Annotated in this window: 16 protein-coding genes; 12 read left to right on the top strand and 4 right to left on the bottom strand. The window is 68.7% G+C overall.

The genetic code is table 11. From position 1 onward, the window contains the following. Positions 1-30 precede the first annotated feature (30 nt). From NYP07_RS14220 to NYP07_RS14195, 6 genes are all read left to right on the top strand, one after another. Entirely contained in the window at positions 31-1,677 is a 1,647-nt protein-coding gene (locus tag NYP07_RS14220) for a 3-(methylthio)propionyl-CoA ligase (protein ID WP_268151544.1), read from the top strand. A gap of 86 nt (positions 1,678-1,763) precedes the next feature. Then, the gene (locus tag NYP07_RS14215; protein ID WP_268151542.1) at positions 1,764-3,017 is read left to right on the top strand and encodes a branched-chain amino acid ABC transporter substrate-binding protein; all 1,254 of its coding nucleotides are present in this window, start codon (positions 1,764-1,766) and stop codon (positions 3,015-3,017) included. 130 nt (positions 3,018-3,147) lie between these two features. Further along, positions 3,148-4,107, top strand: coding sequence for a branched-chain amino acid ABC transporter permease (locus NYP07_RS14210; protein WP_378990124.1), 960 nt, complete (start codon positions 3,148-3,150; stop codon positions 4,105-4,107). Continuing rightward, positions 4,107-5,402, top strand: a complete 1,296-nt coding sequence (locus tag NYP07_RS14205; RefSeq protein WP_268151538.1) for a branched-chain amino acid ABC transporter permease — start codon at positions 4,107-4,109, stop codon at positions 5,400-5,402. Before NYP07_RS14210 ends, NYP07_RS14205 begins: the two co-directional genes overlap by 1 nt. Next, a complete protein-coding gene (locus NYP07_RS14200) occupies positions 5,399-6,175 on the top strand; it encodes an ABC transporter ATP-binding protein (RefSeq protein ID WP_268151536.1) in 777 nt (258 codons plus the stop codon). The genes NYP07_RS14205 and NYP07_RS14200 overlap by 4 nt, the downstream gene beginning before the upstream one ends. Further along, positions 6,172-6,882: an ABC transporter ATP-binding protein gene (locus NYP07_RS14195; RefSeq protein WP_268151534.1), complete on the top strand. Its 711-nt coding sequence runs from the start codon at positions 6,172-6,174 to the stop codon at positions 6,880-6,882. The genes NYP07_RS14200 and NYP07_RS14195 overlap by 4 nt, the downstream gene beginning before the upstream one ends. On the opposite strand, the gene NYP07_RS14190 is transcribed toward NYP07_RS14195, so the two are convergent. Beyond that, the gene (locus tag NYP07_RS14190) at positions 6,879-7,433 is read right to left on the bottom strand and encodes a diguanylate cyclase domain-containing protein (RefSeq protein ID WP_268151532.1); all 555 of its coding nucleotides are present in this window, start codon (positions 7,431-7,433) and stop codon (positions 6,879-6,881) included. The genes NYP07_RS14195 and NYP07_RS14190 overlap by 4 nt on opposite strands. Before the next feature lie 228 nt (positions 7,434-7,661). Between NYP07_RS14190 and NYP07_RS14185 the strand changes: the two genes are divergently transcribed. From NYP07_RS14185 to NYP07_RS14175, 3 genes are read left to right on the top strand one after another with little or no spacing between them, the layout of a single operon-like run. After that, on the top strand, positions 7,662-8,216 hold the full coding sequence (locus tag NYP07_RS14185; RefSeq protein WP_268151530.1) for an ECF-type sigma factor: 555 nt from the start codon (positions 7,662-7,664) through the stop codon (positions 8,214-8,216). A gap of 13 nt (positions 8,217-8,229) precedes the next feature. Further along, on the top strand, positions 8,230-10,857 hold the full coding sequence (locus NYP07_RS14180; RefSeq protein ID WP_268151528.1) for a serine/threonine-protein kinase: 2,628 nt from the start codon (positions 8,230-8,232) through the stop codon (positions 10,855-10,857). A gap of 30 nt (positions 10,858-10,887) precedes the next feature. Then, positions 10,888-11,301, top strand: coding sequence for a hypothetical protein (locus NYP07_RS14175; protein ID WP_268151526.1), 414 nt, complete (start codon positions 10,888-10,890; stop codon positions 11,299-11,301). Between the two features lie 7 nt (positions 11,302-11,308). On the opposite strand, the gene NYP07_RS14170 is transcribed toward NYP07_RS14175, so the two are convergent. Next, entirely contained in the window at positions 11,309-12,145 is an 837-nt protein-coding gene (locus tag NYP07_RS14170; protein ID WP_268151524.1) for a J domain-containing protein, read from the bottom strand. Between the two features lie 84 nt (positions 12,146-12,229). Further along, positions 12,230-14,410, bottom strand: coding sequence for a sodium-translocating pyrophosphatase (locus NYP07_RS14165; RefSeq protein WP_268151522.1), 2,181 nt, complete (start codon positions 14,408-14,410; stop codon positions 12,230-12,232). 150 nt (positions 14,411-14,560) lie between these two features. Here NYP07_RS14165 and ppa point away from each other — a divergent pair, with 150 nt between their 5' ends. After that, the gene (gene ppa / locus NYP07_RS14160) at positions 14,561-15,091 is read left to right on the top strand and encodes an inorganic diphosphatase (protein ID WP_268151520.1); all 531 of its coding nucleotides are present in this window, start codon (positions 14,561-14,563) and stop codon (positions 15,089-15,091) included. 18 nt (positions 15,092-15,109) lie between these two features. On the opposite strand, the gene NYP07_RS14155 is transcribed toward ppa, so the two are convergent. Further along, on the bottom strand, positions 15,110-16,315 hold the full coding sequence (locus NYP07_RS14155; RefSeq protein ID WP_277583801.1) for a GNAT family N-acetyltransferase: 1,206 nt from the start codon (positions 16,313-16,315) through the stop codon (positions 15,110-15,112). Between NYP07_RS14155 and NYP07_RS14150 the strand changes: the two genes are divergently transcribed. Further along, complete coding sequence (locus NYP07_RS14150) at positions 16,314-17,978, top strand: NAD+ synthase (RefSeq protein ID WP_268151516.1); 1,665 nt, start codon at positions 16,314-16,316, stop codon at positions 17,976-17,978. The genes NYP07_RS14155 and NYP07_RS14150 overlap by 2 nt on opposite strands. Before the next feature lie 28 nt (positions 17,979-18,006). Continuing rightward, positions 18,007-18,345, top strand: coding sequence for a P-II family nitrogen regulator (locus NYP07_RS14145; RefSeq protein ID WP_268151514.1), 339 nt, complete (start codon positions 18,007-18,009; stop codon positions 18,343-18,345). Positions 18,346-18,379 lie beyond the last annotated feature (34 nt).

Below are 18,379 nucleotides of genomic sequence, written 5' to 3'. Positions count from 1 at the left end.
TGGTTCGATAAGACCCGCAGGAGACAAACCATGGCATTGATGGGCCGGATGATGTCGGAGCCCTTGCTGATCTCGTCGTTGCTGAAGCACGCCGAGCGGCATTCGGGCGATACCGAGATCGTCAGCAAACGGGTCGAGGGCGACCTGCATCGCAGCAACTGGCGCGAGGTCGCGCAGCGCTCGCGCCAGGCCGCGCAGGCCTTCGCGCGGCTGGGTTGCCGGAGTGGCGACCGCATCGGCACGCTGGCCTGGAACGGCCACCGTCACCTCGAGATCTACTACGGCGCCTCGGGCTCGGCCCTGGTCTGCCACACGATCAATCCGCGCCTGTTCCCCGAGCAGATCGTCTGGATCGCCAACGACGCCGAGGACCGCGTGCTCTGCTTCGACGCGAGCTTCCTGCCGCTGGTCGAGAAGATCGCGCCGCTGCTGAAGAGCGTGCAGCACTTCGTGATGATGACGTCGCGCGCCTACATGCCCGCGAGCTCGCCCATCCCCAACCTGCTGTGCTTCGACGAGCTGCTGGCCGCCGAGACCGGCGACTACGCCTGGCCCTCGTTCGACGAGAACACCGCGTCCAGCATCTGCTACACCTCGGGCACCACCGGCAACCCCAAGGGCGCCGTCTACAGCCACCGCTCGACGCTGCTGCACGCCTACGCCGCGGCGCTGCCGGACGCGATGGACTGCTCCAGCCGCGACGTCATCCTGCCGGTCGTGCCGATGTTCCACGTCAACGCCTGGGGCCTGCCCTACAGCGCGGCCATCGTCGGTTGCAAGTTCGTGCTGCCCGGGCCGCATCTGGACGGCAAGAGCCTGTACGAGCTCTTCGAGGCCGAGCAGGTCAACTTCAGCGCCGGCGTGCCCACCGTCTGGCTGGGCCTGCTGAACTATGTGAAGGCCAACGGGCTGAAGTTCTCGAGCTTCAAGCGCACCGTCATCGGCGGCTCGGCCTGCCCGCCGGCGATGATGAAGTCGCTGCAGCAGGACTACGGCATCGAAGTCATCCATGCCTGGGGGATGACGGAGATGTCGCCGCTGGGCACGCTGTCCCGGCTGACGACGCGCCAGCTGGCGCTGCCGGCCGACGCGCAGCAGCACTTGCTGGAGAAGCAGGGCCGTGCCATCTACGGCGTGGACATGGCCGTCATCGACGACGAGGGCCGCTCGCTGCCCTGGGACGGGCAGAGCTCCGGCAACCTCGTCGTGCGCGGCCACTGGGTCATCTCGCAATACTTCAAGAACGACGCCTCGCCGCTGATCAGCGTCGACGGCGAGCCCGGCTGGTTCCCCACCGGCGACGTGGCCACCATCGACGCCGACGGCTTCATGCAGATCACCGACCGCAGCAAGGACGTCATCAAGTCCGGCGGCGAATGGATCAGCTCCATCGACCTCGAGAACATCGCGATGGCCCATCCGGCCGTGCACGAGGCCGCCGTCATCGCGGCCCGCCACCCCAAGTGGGACGAGCGCCCGCTGCTCGTCGTCGTGAAGAAGCCTGATGCGGCGCTGACGCGCGAGGATCTGCTGGCCTTCTACGACGGCCGCATCGCCAAGTGGCAGATCCCCGACGACGTCGTCTTCGTCGCCGAGCTGCCGCACACGGCCACGGGCAAGCTGCAGAAGCTCAAGCTGCGCGACCAGTTCAAGGACCACAGGCTGCCGACCGCCTGAGCCTTGCGTCGGGTAAGCCCGGGCCATCGGCGGCGGCGGGCTGGATTAACTTTCGTTCACATTCAGAGCCACAACAGGAGACCGGCATGTTCGACATCACTTCGACTCGCTTCCCCTTGCGAGCCATGACTGCGGCAGCCGCGCTGGCGCTCGCGGCCGGCGCCGTGCAGGCGCAGAAGGGCGAGACGGTCAAGCTGGCCTATATCGACGCGCTCTCCGGCCTGATGGGCCCGGTCGGCCAGAACCAGGTCAAGACCTTCCAGTTCCTGGCCGAGAAGTTCAACAAGAGCAACCCGGCCGGCGTGAAGTTCGAGATCGTCACCTTCGACAACAAGCTCAGCCCCGCCGAGACGCTGAACCTGCTGAAAGCCGCCACCGACCAGGGCATCCGCTATGTCATGCAGGGCAACGGCTCCAGCGTCGCGCTGGCGCTGAGCGACGCGGTCGGCAAATACAACGAGCGCAACCCTGGCAAGGAAGTCGTCTACCTGAACTATTCGGCGGTGGACCCCGACCTGACCAACAGCAAGTGCAGCTACTGGCACTTCCGCTTCGACGCCGACACCTCGATGAAGATGGAGGCTCTGACCACCTTCATGAAAGACCAGCCCGACGTCAAGAAGGTCTTCCTGCTGAACCAGAACTACGCCCACGGCCACCAGGTCGCCAAGTACGCCAAGGAGATGCTGGCGCGCAAGCGCCCCGACATCCAGGTCGTCGGCGAGGACCTGCACCCGCTGGCCCAGGTGCGCGACTTCGCGCCCTATGTCGCCAAGATCAAGGCCAGCGGCGCCGACACCGTCATTACCGGCAACTGGGGCTCGGACCTGGCCCTGCTCGTCAAGGCCGCCAACGAGGCCGGCTACAACGGCAAGTTCTACACCTACTACACCGGCGTCACCGGCACGCCGACGGCCCTGGGCCAGGGCGGCGCGGGCCGCGTCTACCAGGTGGCCTACAGCCACTACAACCTGGGTGGAGAGACGCAGAAGCTGGCCAACGAGTTCAAGGCCAAATTCAACGACGACATGTACACGCTCAGCGCCGACCACATCCTGCTGATGCTGAGCCAGGCCATGGCCAACGCCAAGTCCACCGATCCGGTCAAGGTCGCGAAGGCGCTGGAGGGGCTGACCGTCAAGAGCTTCAACGGCGACGTGACGATGCGCAAGTCCGACCACCAGCTGCAGCAGGCCCTCTACATCTCGGTCTGGCAGAAGGCCGACGCGAAGTATCCCTACAGCCCCGAGAACACCGGCATGACGCTGGCGCCGGTGAAGCAGTTCGAGTCGTATGTGTCGTCGACTCCGACTTCCTGCCAGATGAAGCGACCGGGCTGACCGCCTGAGCGCCTGACTCGACCGCGCCGCCCGCTTGCGGCGGCGCGATCCCTGGACCCTGCCGGCTGCTGTCTTGGATCAAGTCTTCATCAACCTGCTGAACGGCCTGTCGTCCGGCCTGCTGCTGTTCATGCTCAGCTCCGGGCTGACGCTGATCTTCAGCATGATGGGCGTGCTGAACTTCGCGCACGCGAGCTTCTACATGGTGGGCGCCTATGTCGCCTACTCGCTGGTGGGCGTCGTCGGCTTCTGGCCGGCGCTGCTGCTGGCGCCGCTGGTCGTCGGCGCGATGGGCGCGGCCTTCGAGCGTCTGGCGCTGCGGCGCGTGCACAAGTTCGGCCATGTGCCCGAGCTGCTCATCACCTTCGGCCTGTCCTACGTCATCCTGGAGCTGGTGCAGCTGGTCTGGGGCCGCACGGCCGTGCCCTTCACGCCGCCGCCGGAGCTGCAGGGCTCGGCCTTCACCCTCATCTCGGCGCCGGGCCGGGGCCTGTCCTTCGCGCTCGGCAAGGCGGCGCCCGAGCTGTGCGCGGCGGCGCTGTGCTCGACCTTCCCGCTGACGCGCGCCTTCATGATGCTGGTCGCGCTGCTGATGCTCGTGGGCCTGTGGCTGCTGCTGACGCGCACCCGCGTCGGCCTCGTCATCCAGGCCTCGCTGACCCATCCCGAGATGGTCGAGGCCCTGGGCCACAACGTGCCGCGCGTGCTGATGCTGGTGTTCGGCAGCGGCTGCGCGCTGGCGGCGCTGGCCGGCGTCATCGGCGGCATCACCTTCGTGACCGAGCCGAACATGGCCGTCATCGTCGGCTCCATCATCTTCGTCGTCGTGGTCGTCGGCGGCATCGGCTCGCTGGCCGGCGCCTTCGTCGGTTCGCTCGTCATCGGCCTGCTGCAGACCCTGCCGCTGACGGTGGACGCATCGCTGGCCTCCGCGTTGACGGCGCTGGGCGTGACGGTCACGCCCGACACGCCCGGCTACCCGGTGCTGCGCCTGGCGCTGAAGGACGTCGCCCAGATCCTGCCCTATCTGCTGATGGTGCTGATCCTGATCTTCCGGCCCAAGGGCCTCTTGGGAACCCGGGAGGACTGATGAGCCAGGCCAAGGAATTCCACTTCAAGCCCTACAACGTCGGGCGCTGGGCCATCTGGAGCCTGTTCGCGCTGGCGCTCTTCGTCGCGCCGCGCATCTGGACCAGCGGCCTCGCGCAGACCATGCTCACGCAGATGGGCATCGGCGTCATTGCCTGCCTGGCCTACAACATGCTGCTCGGCCAGGGCGGCATGCTGAGCTTCGGCCACGCGGTCTACAGCGGCATGGGCGCCTTCCTCTCCATCCATGCGCTGAACATGGCCGGCGCCGGCACGCTGGGTCTGCCGGTCGGCCTGATCCCTCTCGTCGGCGGCGTGGCAGGCTTGTCCTGCGCTGCGTTGCTGGGTTATGTGTCGACGAAGAAGGCCGGCACGCCGTTCGCGATGATCACGCTGGGCATCGGCGAGCTGGTGTTCGCGCTGGCGCTGATGCTGCCGGAGTTCTCCGGCGGCGAGGGCGGCGTGTCCAGCAACCGCGTCATCGGCAAGCCGCTGCTGGGCATCACGTTCGGGCCGCAGATCCAGGTCTACTACCTGGTCGCCGTCTACTGCTTCGTCTGCACGGCCGCGATGTTCGCGCTGACGCGCACGCCGCTGGGCCGCATGCTGAACGCGGTGCGCGACAACCCCGAGCGCGTCGAGTTCGTCGGCTACGACACGCACTGGGTGCGCTTCATGGCCTTCACGATCTCGGGCTTCTTCGCCGGCATCGCCGGGGGCCTGGGCGCCATCAACACCGAGATCGTCAACGGCGAGGTGCTGCATGCGACGCGCTCCGGCGCCTATCTGCTGTTCACCTTCCTGGGCGGCGCCACGGTCTTCTTCGGCCCCATCATCGGCGCGGTGCTGATGGTCATCTGCGGCGTGCTGCTGTCGGAGCTGACCCAGGCCTGGCTGCTCTACCTGGGCCTGATCTTCCTGTTCATGGTCATGTACGCGCCGGGCGGCCTGGCCAGCCTGATCCTGATGAACCTGCGCGTCGCGGCCTTCGGCAAGCTGAAGAAGCTGTGGACCTCGTATCTCGCGCTGGCCGGTACCGGCCTCGCGGCGCTGCTCGGCGCGGCGACCATGATCGAGATGGTCTACCACCGCCAGCTCAACGAGGCCCTGGGACCGGAGCTGCGCTTCATGGGTGCGACGCTGAACAGCGCCGGCCTGGATGCCTGGTTCGGCGCCAGCTTGCTGCTCGTCGTCGGCGCGGCGCTGTTCGAGCTGGTGCGCCGCCAGTACGTGCACGAGTGGAGCGAGATCCAGGAAGACATCGAGAAGGAAATCAAGCGGAGGGAAGCGCTTTGACCACGTCCTATGCGCTGGAGCTGCGCGACGTGCGCAAGAGCTTCGGCAAGAGCGAGATCATCCGCGGCGCCAACCTGGCCGTGCGGCCCGGCGAGCGCGTCGCCATCATCGGCCCCAACGGCGCCGGCAAGAGCACGCTGTTCAACCTCATCAGCGGCCGCTTCGCGCCGACCTCGGGCGAGATCCATCTGCACGGCCGGCGCATCGACGGCCACAGGCCCTACGAGATCAACCGCCAGGGCCTGTCGCGCAGCTTCCAGGTCTCCAACCTGTTCACGCGGCTGTCGGTGTTCGAGAACATCCGCTGTGCCGTGCTGTGGAGCCTGGGCCACCGCTATGCGTTCTGGAAGTTCCTGGCCGACCTCGACGACGCCAACGACCGCACCGAGCAGATCCTGGAAATGATCAAGCTCGACCGGCGCCGCGACGTGCTGGCCATGAACCTCACCTATGCCGAGGCGCGCGCGCTGGAGATCGGCATCACCATCGCCGGTGGCTCCAGCGTGATCCTGCTCGACGAGCCCACGGCCGGCATGAGCAAGAGCGAGACCAAGCGCTTCATCCAGCTGATCCGCGACGTCACCGAGGGCAAGACCCTGCTGACCGTGGAGCACGACATGGGCGTGGTGTTCGGCCTCGCGGACAAGATCGCCGTGCTGGTCTATGGCGAGGTCATCGCCTTCGACACGCCGGATGCCGTGCGGGCGAATGCGCGCGTGCAGGAGGCCTATCTGGGCTCGGTGCTCGCAGAAACACAGGCAGCGGCAGCATGAGCGAAGCGCGCACCCTCAAACTCGACAACCTCCACGCCTTCTACGGCAAGAGCCATGTGCTGCACGGCGTCAGCCTGCAGGTGAACCCGGGCGAGATCGTCAGCCTGTTGGGCCGTAACGGCGCGGGCCGCTCGACGATGGTCAAAACCATCATGGGCCAGGTCGACGCCAAGGGCTCCGTCAAGTTCGGCGACGCGGAACTGGTGGGCCGCAAGGCCTACGAGATCGCCCACCTCGGCATCGGCTACGTGCCGGAGAACCGCGACATCTTCCCCAAGCTCACCGTGCACCAGAACCTGTTGCTGGGCGAGAAGCATGGGAAGAAGAACCCGCGCTGGGGCTTCGACGACATGTATCGCATGTTCCCGCGGCTGAAGGAGCGCCAGCACACCGAGGCCGGCGTGCTGTCGGGCGGCGAGCAGCAGATGCTGACGCTCTGCCGCACGCTGATGGGCGACCCCGACCTCATCATGATCGACGAGCCCACCGAGGGTCTGGCGCCCAAGATCGTCGAGCTGGTGGCCGAATACCTGAAGGAGCTCAGGAAGCGCGGCCTGGGCGTGCTGCTCGTCGAGCAGAAGCTGGCCATCGCGCTGGAGATCTCCGAGCGCTGCTATGTGATGGGCCACGGCCGCATCGTCTTCGAAGGCAGCCCGGCGGAGTTGCGCGCCAACGCCTACATCCGCAAGGAGTGGCTGGAGGTCTAGACGCTGTTGGCCGCGTCAGCGACCGCCAGCGGCGCGGGGGCGGGCGGCGTTGGCCGGTGGGTGTAGACGTCGTCCATCGCGCATTGCACGAGGCCGCTGCCCTGGCGGCAGGCCTCCGAGGAAATGGCCAGGCCGATGCTGATGTGGACATGGGCTTGGCTGCGGCCCATGCCGTAGGGGCCGCGCAGCTGCTCGGACAGGCGCTTCTCCACGAGTTCGGCGCCGGCCTTGTCGGCGTCCAGCAGCACGGCGAAGCCCGTGTCGCCGACCTGGAAGACGAGGTCGGTGCGGCGCACGCGGTGCTGCAGCCGCGCGCCCAGCGCCTGGGCCACGGCCTCGCGCATGCCGCCGTCCGGCGCGGGGCCGAGATGCGTCAGCAGCTCGACCTCGATCCACAGCAGGGCCATCAGGTCGCCCTGGCGGCGGCTGCGGGCCAGATGGCGGATGAGGGCGATCTCGAGCTGCATCGTGGATTCGACGCGCTGCGGCGGCGTGGGCGCCGCACGAGGCGTCGCCGGGGCGCTGTCGGGGGGGCTGCTGGCCAGGGGCATGGGGGGGCTGCGGGTGGTTGGGGAGTTGAGGGCCTGGTCCGCCGGCTGCATCCGATCCTTGCCGGCCTCCCTGGCGTTCGGCGGACTGGGCCCTCATTCCGTTAAAACGCCGTGCCGGCACGAAACCCGACATGGCCCGCAAAAAAACTTCGCGACAAGGCCGCCGGCCCGGGGTTTCCCGGGTGCCGGCAGGTTAGGCCGGCACGATCAGCGGCTAGAGTGCGCGCCATGCAGGACATCACCCAAATGCTGAAGGCCGCGTCGCAGGGCGACCGGGCCGCCGGCGACCGGGTGGTGGCGGCCCTGTACGACGACCTGCGCCGGCAGGCGCGGCGCCACCTGCGCCAGTCCGGCGGCATGACGCTGCTGGACACCACGGCCCTGGTGCACGAGGTCTGGCTGCGTCTGGCCGACCTGCAGGGCCAGGACTACCCCGATCGCCGGCATTTCCTGGCCTACGCCGCCCGTGCGATGCGCAGTGTCGTCGTCGACCTCGTGCGGGCCCGTCAGGCCGACCGGCGAGGTGGCGGCCAGCAGATGCTGACGCTCGATACCGCGGTGGCCGAGCACACGCCGCAGGCCGACGACGACGTGCTGAAGGTGCACGAAGCGCTGGACGAGCTGGGCCAGGCCGAGCCGCGCCTGGCCCAGGTCGTGGAGATGCGCTACTTCGCCGGCCTGGCCGAGCGCGACATCGCCGAGGCCCTGGGCGTCACCGAGCGCACCGTGCAGCGCGACTGGCAGAAGGCGCGCCTCTTCCTGGCCGCGAGCCTGCGCGGCTGATGCGGGCAGCTCCATGACAGCCATCGACAAGCAGCAGTGGGCCGTGCTGAGCCCCCTGCTCGACGAACTGCTCGACCTGGCCGAGCCCGCACGCAGCCGGCGCCTGGCCGAGCTGCGCACGCAGGACGCGGCGCTGGCCGACAGGCTCGCCGCCATGCTCGCGCAGGACGCGTCGCTGGACCTGCAGGGCTTCCTGGACATGCCAGCGGCCCGCGCGGTCATCGACACGCTGGCGTCCCCCGACGAGCCGCCCGACCTGGCCGGCCAGCACATCGGGCCCTATGTGCTGCAGCGCGAGCTGGGCCGGGGTGGCATGGGCACGGTCTGGCTGGCGCACCGGGCCGACGGCCGCTTCGAGGGCGACGTTGCCATCAAGTTCCTGCAGTCCGGCCTGTTCGGCAGCAGTGGCGGCGCGGCCCGCTTCGCGCGCGAAGGCCAGATCCTCGGCCGCCTCTCGCACCCGCACATCGCGCGGCTGCTGGACGCCGGCGTGCACGAGGGCAGCCAGCCCTATCTGGTGCTGGAGTACGTCGAAGGACTGCCCATCGACCGCCATTGCCAGCAGCAGGGCCTGGACGTCGCGGCGCGCATCCGGCTCTTCCTCGACGTGCTGGCGGCCGTGGCCCATGCGCACTCGCGCCTGATCCTGCACCGCGACCTCAAGCCCAGCAACATCCTGGTGAGCGCCGATGGCCAGGTCAAGCTGCTGGACTTCGGCATTGCCAAGCTGCTGGACGACGCCGCCCAGGCCCAGGACGGCGCCGCCGCGACCGAGATCACCCAGCGCGCCGGCAGCGCCTACACGCCGCAGTTCGCCGCACCCGAGCAGGTGCAGCAGACCGACGTGACCACGGCCACCGACGTCTATGCGCTGGGCGTGCTGCTCTATCTGCTGCTTGGCGGCCGCCACCCGACGGCGGAAGGCACGCAGTCCCAGCTCGACCACCTGAAGGCCGTCGTCGAGCTGCAGCCGCGGCGGCTCTCCAGCGTCGCTGCCGAGTCCGGCGACCTCGCGCTGGCTCGCCAGGCCAGGCTGCTCAAGGGTGACCTGGACACCATCCTCGCCAAGGCGCTGAAGAAGAAGCCCGCCGAGCGCTATGCCAACGCCCAGGCCCTGGCCGACGACCTGGGCCGCTGGCTCGCTCACGAGCCCATCGCCGCGCGGCCGGATAGCCGGGTCTATGTGCTGGGGCGGTTTGTGCGGCGGCATCGGCTTGCGGTGGGTTTTGGCGCGCTGGCGGTGCTGGCGTTGGCCGGGTTGACGGGCGTCAGCGTCTGGCAGGCGCAGCGGGCCAAAGTGGCCGAGCAGCAGGCACAGGCGCGGCGCGGCCAGGCGGAGGCCTTGCTGTCCTATCTACTCGGGGAGATGGCCAATGAGCTGAGGCCGGTGGGGAGGCTGTCGCTGCTCGAGAGCATTGGCCAGCAGGCCTTGCAGGTGCTGGGCGATCCGGACCCCAGGCAGGCGGTGTCCATCGACGACCTGCTCAAGCGTGTCAAGGCGCTTCTGATCCTGGCCGAGGTCCAATTGCAGAAAGAGCGCTTCGGTCTGGCATCTGAAGCGCTGACGTCGGCCGAGCGCTGGCTGCAGCAGGCCCAGCGGCAGTCGCCCGCAGACGAGGCCGTGCTGCGTCAAGGCACGCAGTTGGCATTTTGGATGGGCGAGTTGGCCTTGCAGCGGGGCCGATCCGCCGATGCCGCACAGCATTGGAGTCGTTACCGGGAGATTGCTCAGCAATGGGTTGACCGGATGCCCGGCGCCGAGGAACCGGTGCTGGAGTTGTCACACGCCCGGCTGAATTTGGGTGTCCTGGCCTTGCTCTCGCTGTCGCTCGATGAAGCCCGACGGCAGTTCGACGCCGCGTTAGAGGCTTCGCGCAGCCTCCATGCACGGCATCCCGATACCGAGGAGTACCAGAAGAAGCTCAACGACGACTTGGTCTGGGCCGTCGAGACGGCTGTGGCCGGTGGGCGCGCGGCCGATGCACTGGCACTCGGAGATGAGCTCCTGGCGCTTCAGGCCCGCCGTAGCGCGGCGCATCCGCGCGATTTGCTGCCCAAGGTAGACCAGGCCCTCGCGCTCGGCTGGCGCGCCTATGCGCTGAATGCTCTGGCCCGCCCCGGCGAGGCCGTTGCCGCCGATCGAGAGGCCAGGGCCTTGCTGCGCGAGGCGGTGGCTGGGGATGGAAGCAACCAGCGCTGGCGCCGTCTGCTGCTGGATCGAGAGGCTCTCGGGCTGTTGTCTGCGCTGCAGGCCCCGGCAACGCCTTTGCCCGAGCAGCGGGCGAGGGCGCAGGCCTTGCAAGGTTTGTTGGCCTCGGTGAAGGCGCCTTCGGCCGTCGTCCGGTATGTGCTGGCCCTGTGGGAGGCGAGGCAAATGGCACCGGAGCGCGCCATGGCGCGGCTCGATGAGGCCCTTCTACTGCCAGCCAACTGGAATCCGGCCAGCCAGCGCCCGCGATTCAGCGAATTGCGGGCACGGGCTGCGTTGGAGCTGGAGCGTCGGCAACTTGTGCATCAGCACGGCCTCCGAATGCCCGCCGAGACCTGTCGCACCGCACGGGCCTTCTGGGAGCCCGTCGCCCGCGCAGGGCTTGCAAGTCCGGTCCCCGAGCTGTGGCGCCAGCTCGGGGATTGCCAGTAACGCGCTGCTGTAGCTTTCAAAGGATCACTGATGTCCAACGACGATTTGCTCGGATCGACCAAGAACCCTTATCCGGTCACCGTGACCGCCGGGGTCGACGGCAACAACCGGCCCTATTTCCTCTACGCCAATCCGCAGGGTCAGGCGATGCGATCGCCGCTGGTCATTCCCGCGGCCCAGCCTGCCTACGACAGCATCCGCTTCACGCAGACCGGCGACAAGTCGGTGTTGCGCCTGTGGGCGGCCGTCACCCACACCCTCAATGGCAGCTCGCCGGTGCCGCAGGGCGACAACCTGCTGCTGGCGCCGGGCAACACCGTGGCCATCACGGTGAACGGTGGCACCTGGCGTGGCACCGTGCTCGTCTTCGAGCAACTGGACGCGAGCGGCGTTGTCGTCAATCTGGTGCCCACGCCCGACCCGTCGACGCAGAACAACGGCTGAACCGACGTTATCTGATTCGGGCCTGGCGCTGCCTGACGAAGCTCGCTGCCAGGTCCGAATCCGGCTGCAGGCGCTGGCCGATATAGAGCTCCTGGCGCCGCTCCGCGATCTGCGCGCGTAGCCGCGCGGCCATGATGTCCAGCGGGCGCATGCCGCCCGCCTCGGCGCGTTCGATGGCGATGCGCAACTGGTGCATCTGCAGGTTCTGCAGCACCAGCGTCTGGGCCTGCACGACGCGGATGCGGCCCTGCACGAGGTGCTCGCACAGGCCCAGCCAGGCGCGCACCGCGTCGGCCGGGCCGCCGATGACCTTCTCGGGCAGTTCGCCGGCCGCCAGCAGCAGGGTTTCGAGCTTGTGGCGGTCGCCGCCGGCATAGGCCTCGTTGACGACCATCATGCGCTGCTCGCAGACCGCGCGCTCGGGGCCCGAGGGCGCCAGGTCGGGGTGGAAGCGCATGGCCGCGCGCCGGTACAGCGTCTTCAGGCTGGGCGGCGGCAGGTCGGTCATCGGCCCGGTGGGTTCGGGCGGCAGCGGCACGGCTTCGGGCAGGGCCGGGACGTCGGGCCAGGCCTTGGCGCGCGGCGTGGCCAACACGGGGGCGTCGACGCCCTGGCGCAGCAGCGCCTCGGACAGCAGGGCGGTGGCCGAGTGGAGCTGGGCCTCGAGCTCGTCGAGCTCGCGCATCAGCGGGCCCAGGGCTTCGAGGTAGCGCAGGCGGAAGCCCAGCAGCTTGGCGCGGGCGCCGTCGTGGTCGGCTTCCAGCACGGCGAGGTAGCGCCGCAGATCCTGCAATTGCTCGCGTCGCCGCGTCAGTTCGTGTCGGGTGATCGCCGTGCTCGCCATGGGGCGATTTTGCCGTGGCGCGGCAATGAAAACGGCCCGAGAAGTCTGATTTCTCGGGGCGTGATGCCGGGGTTTACCAGCGAACTACTGAGACGCTGCCGAGGCCGGCATCTCCGCCATGCTGGCGGCCGGCGCTGGCTCGCTGGCCGCGACGGCGGCGACCGGTGCGGGCAGGGGCTCGGGCGCCTTGCTGCCGGCCGCCATCGGCAGCAGCGGCACGATGAGCAGGGCCACGATGTTGATGATCTTGATCAGCGGGTTCACGGCCGGGCCGGCGGTGTCCTTGTAGGGGTCGCCCACGGTGTCGCCGGTGACGGCGGCCTTGTGCGCCTCGGAGCCCTTCTTGTGGACCACGCCCTTGTCGTCCTTGAAGCCTTCCTCGATCAGCTTCTTGGCGTTGTCCCAGGCGCCGCCGCCGGTGCACATCGAGATGCCGACGAAGAGGCCGGTCACGATGGTGCCCATCAACAGGCCGCCCAGGGCCGCCGGGCCCAGCACCATGCCCACGATGATGGGCGCGGCCACGGGCAGCAGGGACGGCACGATCATTTCCTTGATGGCGGCGGTGGTCAGCATGTCGACCGCGGCGCCGTACTCGGGCTTGCGCAGGCCGGCCATGATGGCGCCGTCGGCGAACTGCTTGCGCACCTCCACGACGACCGCACCGGCCGCGCGGCCCACGGCTTCCATTGCCATCGCGCCGAACAGGTAGGGGATCAGGCCGCCGATGAAGAGGCCCAGGATGACCTGGTGGTCGGACAGGTCGAAGCTGACATGCATGCCGCGCGACTCCAGCGCATGCGTGTAGTCGGCGAACAGCACCAGCGCCGCGAGGCCGGCCGAGCCGATGGCATAGCCCTTGGTGACGGCCTTGGTGGTGTTGCCCACGGCGTCCAGCGGGTCGGTGATGTCGCGCACGGCGGCGGGCAGTTCGGCCATCTCGGCGATGCCGCCGGCGTTGTCGGTGATGGGGCCGTAGGCGTCCAGCGCAACGATGATGCCGGCCATGCTGAGCATGGATGTGGCCGCGACGGCGATGCCGTAGAGGCCCGCCAGCATGTAGGCCGAGTAGATGGCCGCGCAGACGAAGAGCACCGGGAAGGCGGTGGACTTCATCGACACGCCCAGGCCGGCGATGACGTTGGTGCCGTGGCCGGTGGTGGAGGCCTGGGCGACGTGCTGCACCGGGTGGTATTGCGTGCCGGTGTAGTACTCGGTGATCCAGACCATGGCGGCCGTCAGCACCAGGCCGACGGCGCAGGCGCCGAACAGGGCCATCGCATTCGTCGTGGCGCCGTTGGCGAGCTGGACTTCGCCCGGGAACATGGCGCGGGTGACGAAGAAGAAGGCCACCAGGCTCAGCACGCCGGCCACGATCAGGCCCTTGTAGAGCGCCGGCATCACGTTCTTCATGCCGTCGCTGGCCTTGACGAAGTAGCAGCCGATGATGGACGCGATGATGGACACGCCGCCCAGGGCCAGCGGGTAGACGACGCCGGCCTGCGCGCTGCTGCCGACCACCATCAAGGCGCCCAGCGCCATCGCGGCGATCAGCGTGACGGCATAGGTCTCGAACAGGTCGGCGGCCATGCCGGCGCAGTCGCCGACGTTGTCGCCCACGTTGTCGGCGATGACCGCGGGGTTGCGCGGGTCGTCCTCGGGGATGCCGGCCTCGACCTTGCCCACCAGGTCGGCGCCCACGTCCGCGCCCTTGGTGAAGATGCCGCCGCCCAGGCGCGCGAAGATGGAGATCAGCGAGGAGCCGAAGGCCAGGCCCAGCATGGGCTTGAGCGCCGCGCTGTCATGCCCGCCGCCGATGGCCATGTAGAAGCCGCCGACGCCCAGCAGGCCCAGGCCGACGACCAGCATGCCGGTGATGGCGCCGCCCTTGAAGGCGACGTCCAGCGCCGCGCCGATGCCTTTGGTGGCGGCCTGCGCGGTGCGCACATTGGCGCGCACCGAGATGTTCATGCCGATAAAGCCGCAGATGCCCGACAGCACCGCGCCGATGACGAAGCCGATGGCCGTCGTCTGCCCCAGGCCCGACACCGCGATGGCGATGGCCAGCACGACGCCGACCATGGCGATGGTGCGGTACTGCCGGCCCAGGTAGGCGGCGGCGCCCTGCTGGATCGCCGTCGCGATCTCCTGCATGCGGGCATTGCCGGCGTCCTGGCTCAGGATCCAGCTGCGTTGAATGAAACCATAAAGAACGGCCGCGAGGCCGCAGGCCAGCGCGAAATACAGCGCCATCTCCGTCGACATGAAAAAGTCTCCTCAGGTGCGTGCGATTGCTTCGGCCCAGCGGGCTGTCGGGCTTGCGCGGCGGAGCTTAAGGGCGGGGTCTGCGGCGTCAGCTGAGCGTTTACCAGCAAAACTAGAATGCGGGTTTTCCTTAGCACTACAACGACGACCATGAGCCTGCACAACGTGTCCCCCGGCGCCAAGGCGCCCGACGAGTTCAACGTCATCATCGAGATCCCGATGAATGCCGACCCGATCAAGTACGAGGTCGACAAGGAAACCGGCGCGCTGTTCGTCGACCGCTTCCTGACCACGCCGATGTACTACCCGTGCAACTACGGCTACATCCCGAAGACGCTGGCCGACGATGGCGACCCGGTGGACGTGCTGGTCATCACCCCGTTCGCGCTGACGCCCGGCGTCGTCGTGACCTGCCGCCCGCTGGGCGTGCTGATGATGGACGACGAAGCCGGCGGCGACGCCAAGCTGCTGGCCGTGCCGACCAACAAGATCCTGCCCATGTACAGCCACTGGGAAAAGATCGAGGACGTGAACCCGATGCGCCTGTCGGCCATCCAGCACTTCTTCGAGCACTACAAGGACCTGGAGAAGGGCAAGTGGGTCAAGGTCAAGGGCTGGGAAGGCCCGGACTCCGCCAAGCGCGAGATCACCGAAGGCATGGCGAACTTCGCCAAGGCCTGAACGGTCTTTTCGCCCTGCTCAAAACGCCGCATCCGCGGCGTTTTGTCTTTTGAACGGCGCATGCTCGTTCAGTTCGTCCAGATAGCCGCTCATCGCCGCGCCCTCGCGGGCCAGGAAGTCGTTGACCGCGTCGGCGAAGGTCGGGTGGGCCAGCCAGTGGCTGGAGGCGGTCGGCGTCGGCATCAGGCCGCGCGCCATCTTGTGCTCGCCCTGGGCGCCGCCCTCGAAGCGCTGGTAGCCGTTCGCGATGCACCAAGCCAGCGGCTGGTAGTAGCAGGCGTCGAAATGCAGGCAGGGGATGTGCTGGGTCGCGCCCCAGTAGCGGCCGAAGGCGGTGCGGCGCCCGGGGTCCAGCGCGATCAGCGACGCGGCCACGCGCTCGCTTCCTTCACCCATTCGGCGCCGTGCCGTGAACATCAGCCAGTGCGCGCGCATGTCGGCCGCCATGCGCGCGAAGAAGTCGCGGCTCAGATAGGGCCTGCTGTGGTGGGCCTGGTAGGTGAGCTGGTAGCAGCGGTAGAAGTAGTCCCAGTCCTCGGGGCTGATGTCCGCGCCCTCGCGGGCCTCGAAGACGACGCCGGCCTCGCGCACGCGGCGCTGCTCCTGCTGGATCTTCTTGCGCTTGTCGCGCTGCAGCCGGCCCAGGAAGGCGGCGAAGTCCGCGTCGCCCTCGGCCGTCCAGTGGAACTGCACGCCCTGCCGCGCCGTGCAGCCGGCGGCGGCCAGCGCGGCCTGGTCGGCCTCGTCGCCGAACAGCACATGCAGCGACGAGGCCCCGGTCTCGCGGGCCAGCGCGCGCAGAGCCTGCGCCAGCAACAGGCGGGCCGCGTCGTCCACGGCCAGCAGGCGGCTGCCCGGCACCGGCGTGAAGGGCACGGCCACCAGCAGCTTGGGGTAGTAGCTCAGGCCGTGCCGCTGGTAGGCGTCGGCCCAGGCCCAGTCGAACACGTATTCGCCATAGCTGTGGGCCTTCAGCCAGGCCGGGCAGGCCGCCAGCAGTTCGGCGCCGCGCCACAGCGACACGAACTGCGGCTGCCAGCCGGTCCCGGCCACGGCGCTGCCGCTGGCATGCAGCGCGCGAAGATAGGCCAGGCGCATGAAGGGCGTGGGCCGGGCCTGGCGGGAAAGCAGCTCGTCCCAGAGGCCTTGCGGCAGCGCCTCCGGGCTGTCGTCGACCCGAATGACAATGCTGGCCTCGTCCTTTGCTGAATTGCTGTCGCCCATGTCCTCGCCCTTGAAGATTGCCCTGGCCCAGATCAACGTCGTCGTCGGCGATCTGGCGGGCAATGCGGACCGCATCATTGCCCAAGCGCGCGTCGCGCATGCGGCTGGGGTTGATCTGCTGGTCACGCCGGAGCTGGCGCTGTGCGGCTATCCGCCGGAGGACCTGCTGCTGCGCCCGGCCTTCCTGGCCGCCTGCGAGGCGCAGCTGCAGCGCATCGCGGCCGCGCTGGCGGACTGCGACGGCCTGCATGCCGTCGTGGGCCACCCGATGGAGCGGGCCGGCGGCGTGGCGCGCGAGCGCAGCTGGTCGCTGCCGCCCTGCCTGAACGCCGCCTCGGTGCTGGCCGGCGGGCGGGTCGTGGCCAGCTATGCGAAGCGCGAGCTGCCCAACTACCAGGTCTTCGACGAGCGCCGCTACTTCCATTCGGGCCGCGACGCCGGCCTGGGCGCCGTCGTCGTCGACGTGAAGGGCAGGAAGGTCGGCCTGCTGATCTGCGAGGACGCCTGGTTCGACGAGCCCGCCGCCGCCGCCAGGGCGGCCGGGGCCGAGCTGCTCTGCGTCATCAACGCCTCGCCCTTCCACACGGCCAAGGTCGCGGAGCGCGAGCAGCGCATGGCCGAGCGCGCCCGGGCCGTCGGGCTGCCGCTGCTCTATGCCCACCTCGTCGGCGGGCAGGACGAGATGGTCTTCGATGGCGCCTCCTTCGCCGTGCAGGCCGACGGCACGCTGGCGGCGCGGGCGGCGATGTTCGAGGAGGCGCTGGCCATCGTCGAGTTCGACGCCGGCCGGCTCAGCGGCAGCGTCGTGGCCGTTCCCGAGTTCGAGGCCCAGGTCTGGCAGGCGCTGGTGGTGGGCGTGCGCGACTACCTCGGCAAGAACGGCTTCCCCGGCGCGCTGATCGGCCTGTCCGGCGGCATCGACTCGGCCCTGGTGCTGGCCATCGCCGTCGACGCGCTGGGCGCCGACAAGGTGAGGGCGGTGATGATGCCCTCGCCCTACACGGCCGACATCTCCTGGATCGACGCGCGCGACATGGCCGAGCGCCTCGGCGTGCGCTACGACGAGATGAGCATCGTGCCGATGTTCGACGCCTTCAACGCGACGCTGGCGGGCGAGTTCAAGGGCCTGCCGCTGGACGCGACCGAGGAGAACATCCAGGCCCGCATCCGCGGCACGCTGCTGATGGCCCTGTCCAACAAGTTCGGCAGCATCGTGCTGACGACCGGCAACAAGAGCGAGATGGCCACCGGCTACTGCACGCTCTACGGCGACATGGCCGGCGGCTTCGCCGTCATCAAGGACGTGGCCAAGACCCTGGTCTTCCGCCTCGCGCGCTGGCGCAATGCGCAGGGCGCCGAGATCATCCCGGACCGCATCATCACGCGCCCGCCCTCGGCCGAGCTGCGCCCCGACCAGAAGGACGAGGACAGCCTGCCGCCCTATGCGGTGCTGGACGCCATACTCGCCCGCTACATGGAGCAGGACCAGTCCATCGCCGAGATCGTGGCCGCCGGCTTCAGGCCCGAGGACGTCGAGCGCGTCACGCGGCTCATCAAGATCAACGAATACAAGCGCCGCCAGGCACCGGTGGGCATCCGCATCACCCACCGCGGTTTCGGCCGCGACTGGCGCTATCCCATCACCTCGCGCTTCCGTGCGTAAACTTGGGTCAAGCAACCGGAGCCCCGTCATGAAGCAGATCACCGCCATCATCAAACCCTTCAAGCTCGACGAGGTCCGCGAGGCGCTGGCCGAGGTGGGCGCCTCGGGCCTGACGGTCACCGAAGTCAAGGGCTTCGGCCGCCAGAAGGGCCACACCGAGCTCTACCGCGGCGCCGAATACGTCGTCGACTTCCTGCCCAAGGTCAAGGTCGAGGTCGTCGTGAAGGACGACGAGGTCGATCGCTGCATCGACGCCATCCTGAAGGCCGCCAAGACCGGCAAGATCGGCGACGGCAAGATTTTCGTCGTGCCGGTGGAGCAGGTCATCCGCATCCGCACCGGCGAGACGGACGAAGCGGCGGTGTGACGTGCCCCTCGCCCAGCCGCGCGAGCTGAACGCC

The organism is Pelomonas aquatica (genome assembly GCF_026712205.1).
GTDB classification, from domain to species: Bacteria; Pseudomonadota; Gammaproteobacteria; order Burkholderiales; family Burkholderiaceae_C; genus Pelomonas; species Pelomonas aquatica.
Note: the sequence above shows the minus strand (reverse complement) of the source record. Positions and strands in the feature narration are given on the sequence as shown.

Coding starts and splice junctions, on each gene's coding strand:
- NYP07_RS14150 (WP_268151516.1), top strand. CDS start 16,314: ATGTCCTCGCCCTTGAAGATTGCCCTGGCCCAGATCAACGTCGTCGTC.
- NYP07_RS14170 (WP_268151524.1), bottom strand. CDS start 12,145: ATGGCGAGCACGGCGATCACCCGACACGAACTGACGCGGCGACGCGAG.
- NYP07_RS14220 (WP_268151544.1), top strand. CDS start 31: ATGGCATTGATGGGCCGGATGATGTCGGAGCCCTTGCTGATCTCGTCG.
- NYP07_RS14175 (WP_268151526.1), top strand. CDS start 10,888: ATGTCCAACGACGATTTGCTCGGATCGACCAAGAACCCTTATCCGGTC.
- NYP07_RS14165 (WP_268151522.1), bottom strand. CDS start 14,410: ATGTCGACGGAGATGGCGCTGTATTTCGCGCTGGCCTGCGGCCTCGCG.
- NYP07_RS14145 (WP_268151514.1), top strand. CDS start 18,007: ATGAAGCAGATCACCGCCATCATCAAACCCTTCAAGCTCGACGAGGTC.
- NYP07_RS14155 (WP_277583801.1), bottom strand. CDS start 16,315: ATGGGCGACAGCAATTCAGCAAAGGACGAGGCCAGCATTGTCATTCGG.
- NYP07_RS14190 (WP_268151532.1), bottom strand. CDS start 7,433: ATGCCCCTGGCCAGCAGCCCCCCCGACAGCGCCCCGGCGACGCCTCGT.
- NYP07_RS14195 (WP_268151534.1), top strand. CDS start 6,172: ATGAGCGAAGCGCGCACCCTCAAACTCGACAACCTCCACGCCTTCTAC.
- NYP07_RS14205 (WP_268151538.1), top strand. CDS start 4,107: ATGAGCCAGGCCAAGGAATTCCACTTCAAGCCCTACAACGTCGGGCGC.
- NYP07_RS14185 (WP_268151530.1), top strand. CDS start 7,662: ATGCAGGACATCACCCAAATGCTGAAGGCCGCGTCGCAGGGCGACCGG.
- ppa (WP_268151520.1), top strand. CDS start 14,561: ATGAGCCTGCACAACGTGTCCCCCGGCGCCAAGGCGCCCGACGAGTTC.
- NYP07_RS14210 (WP_378990124.1), top strand. CDS start 3,148: ATGCTCAGCTCCGGGCTGACGCTGATCTTCAGCATGATGGGCGTGCTG.
- NYP07_RS14215 (WP_268151542.1), top strand. CDS start 1,764: ATGTTCGACATCACTTCGACTCGCTTCCCCTTGCGAGCCATGACTGCG.
- NYP07_RS14180 (WP_268151528.1), top strand. CDS start 8,230: ATGACAGCCATCGACAAGCAGCAGTGGGCCGTGCTGAGCCCCCTGCTC.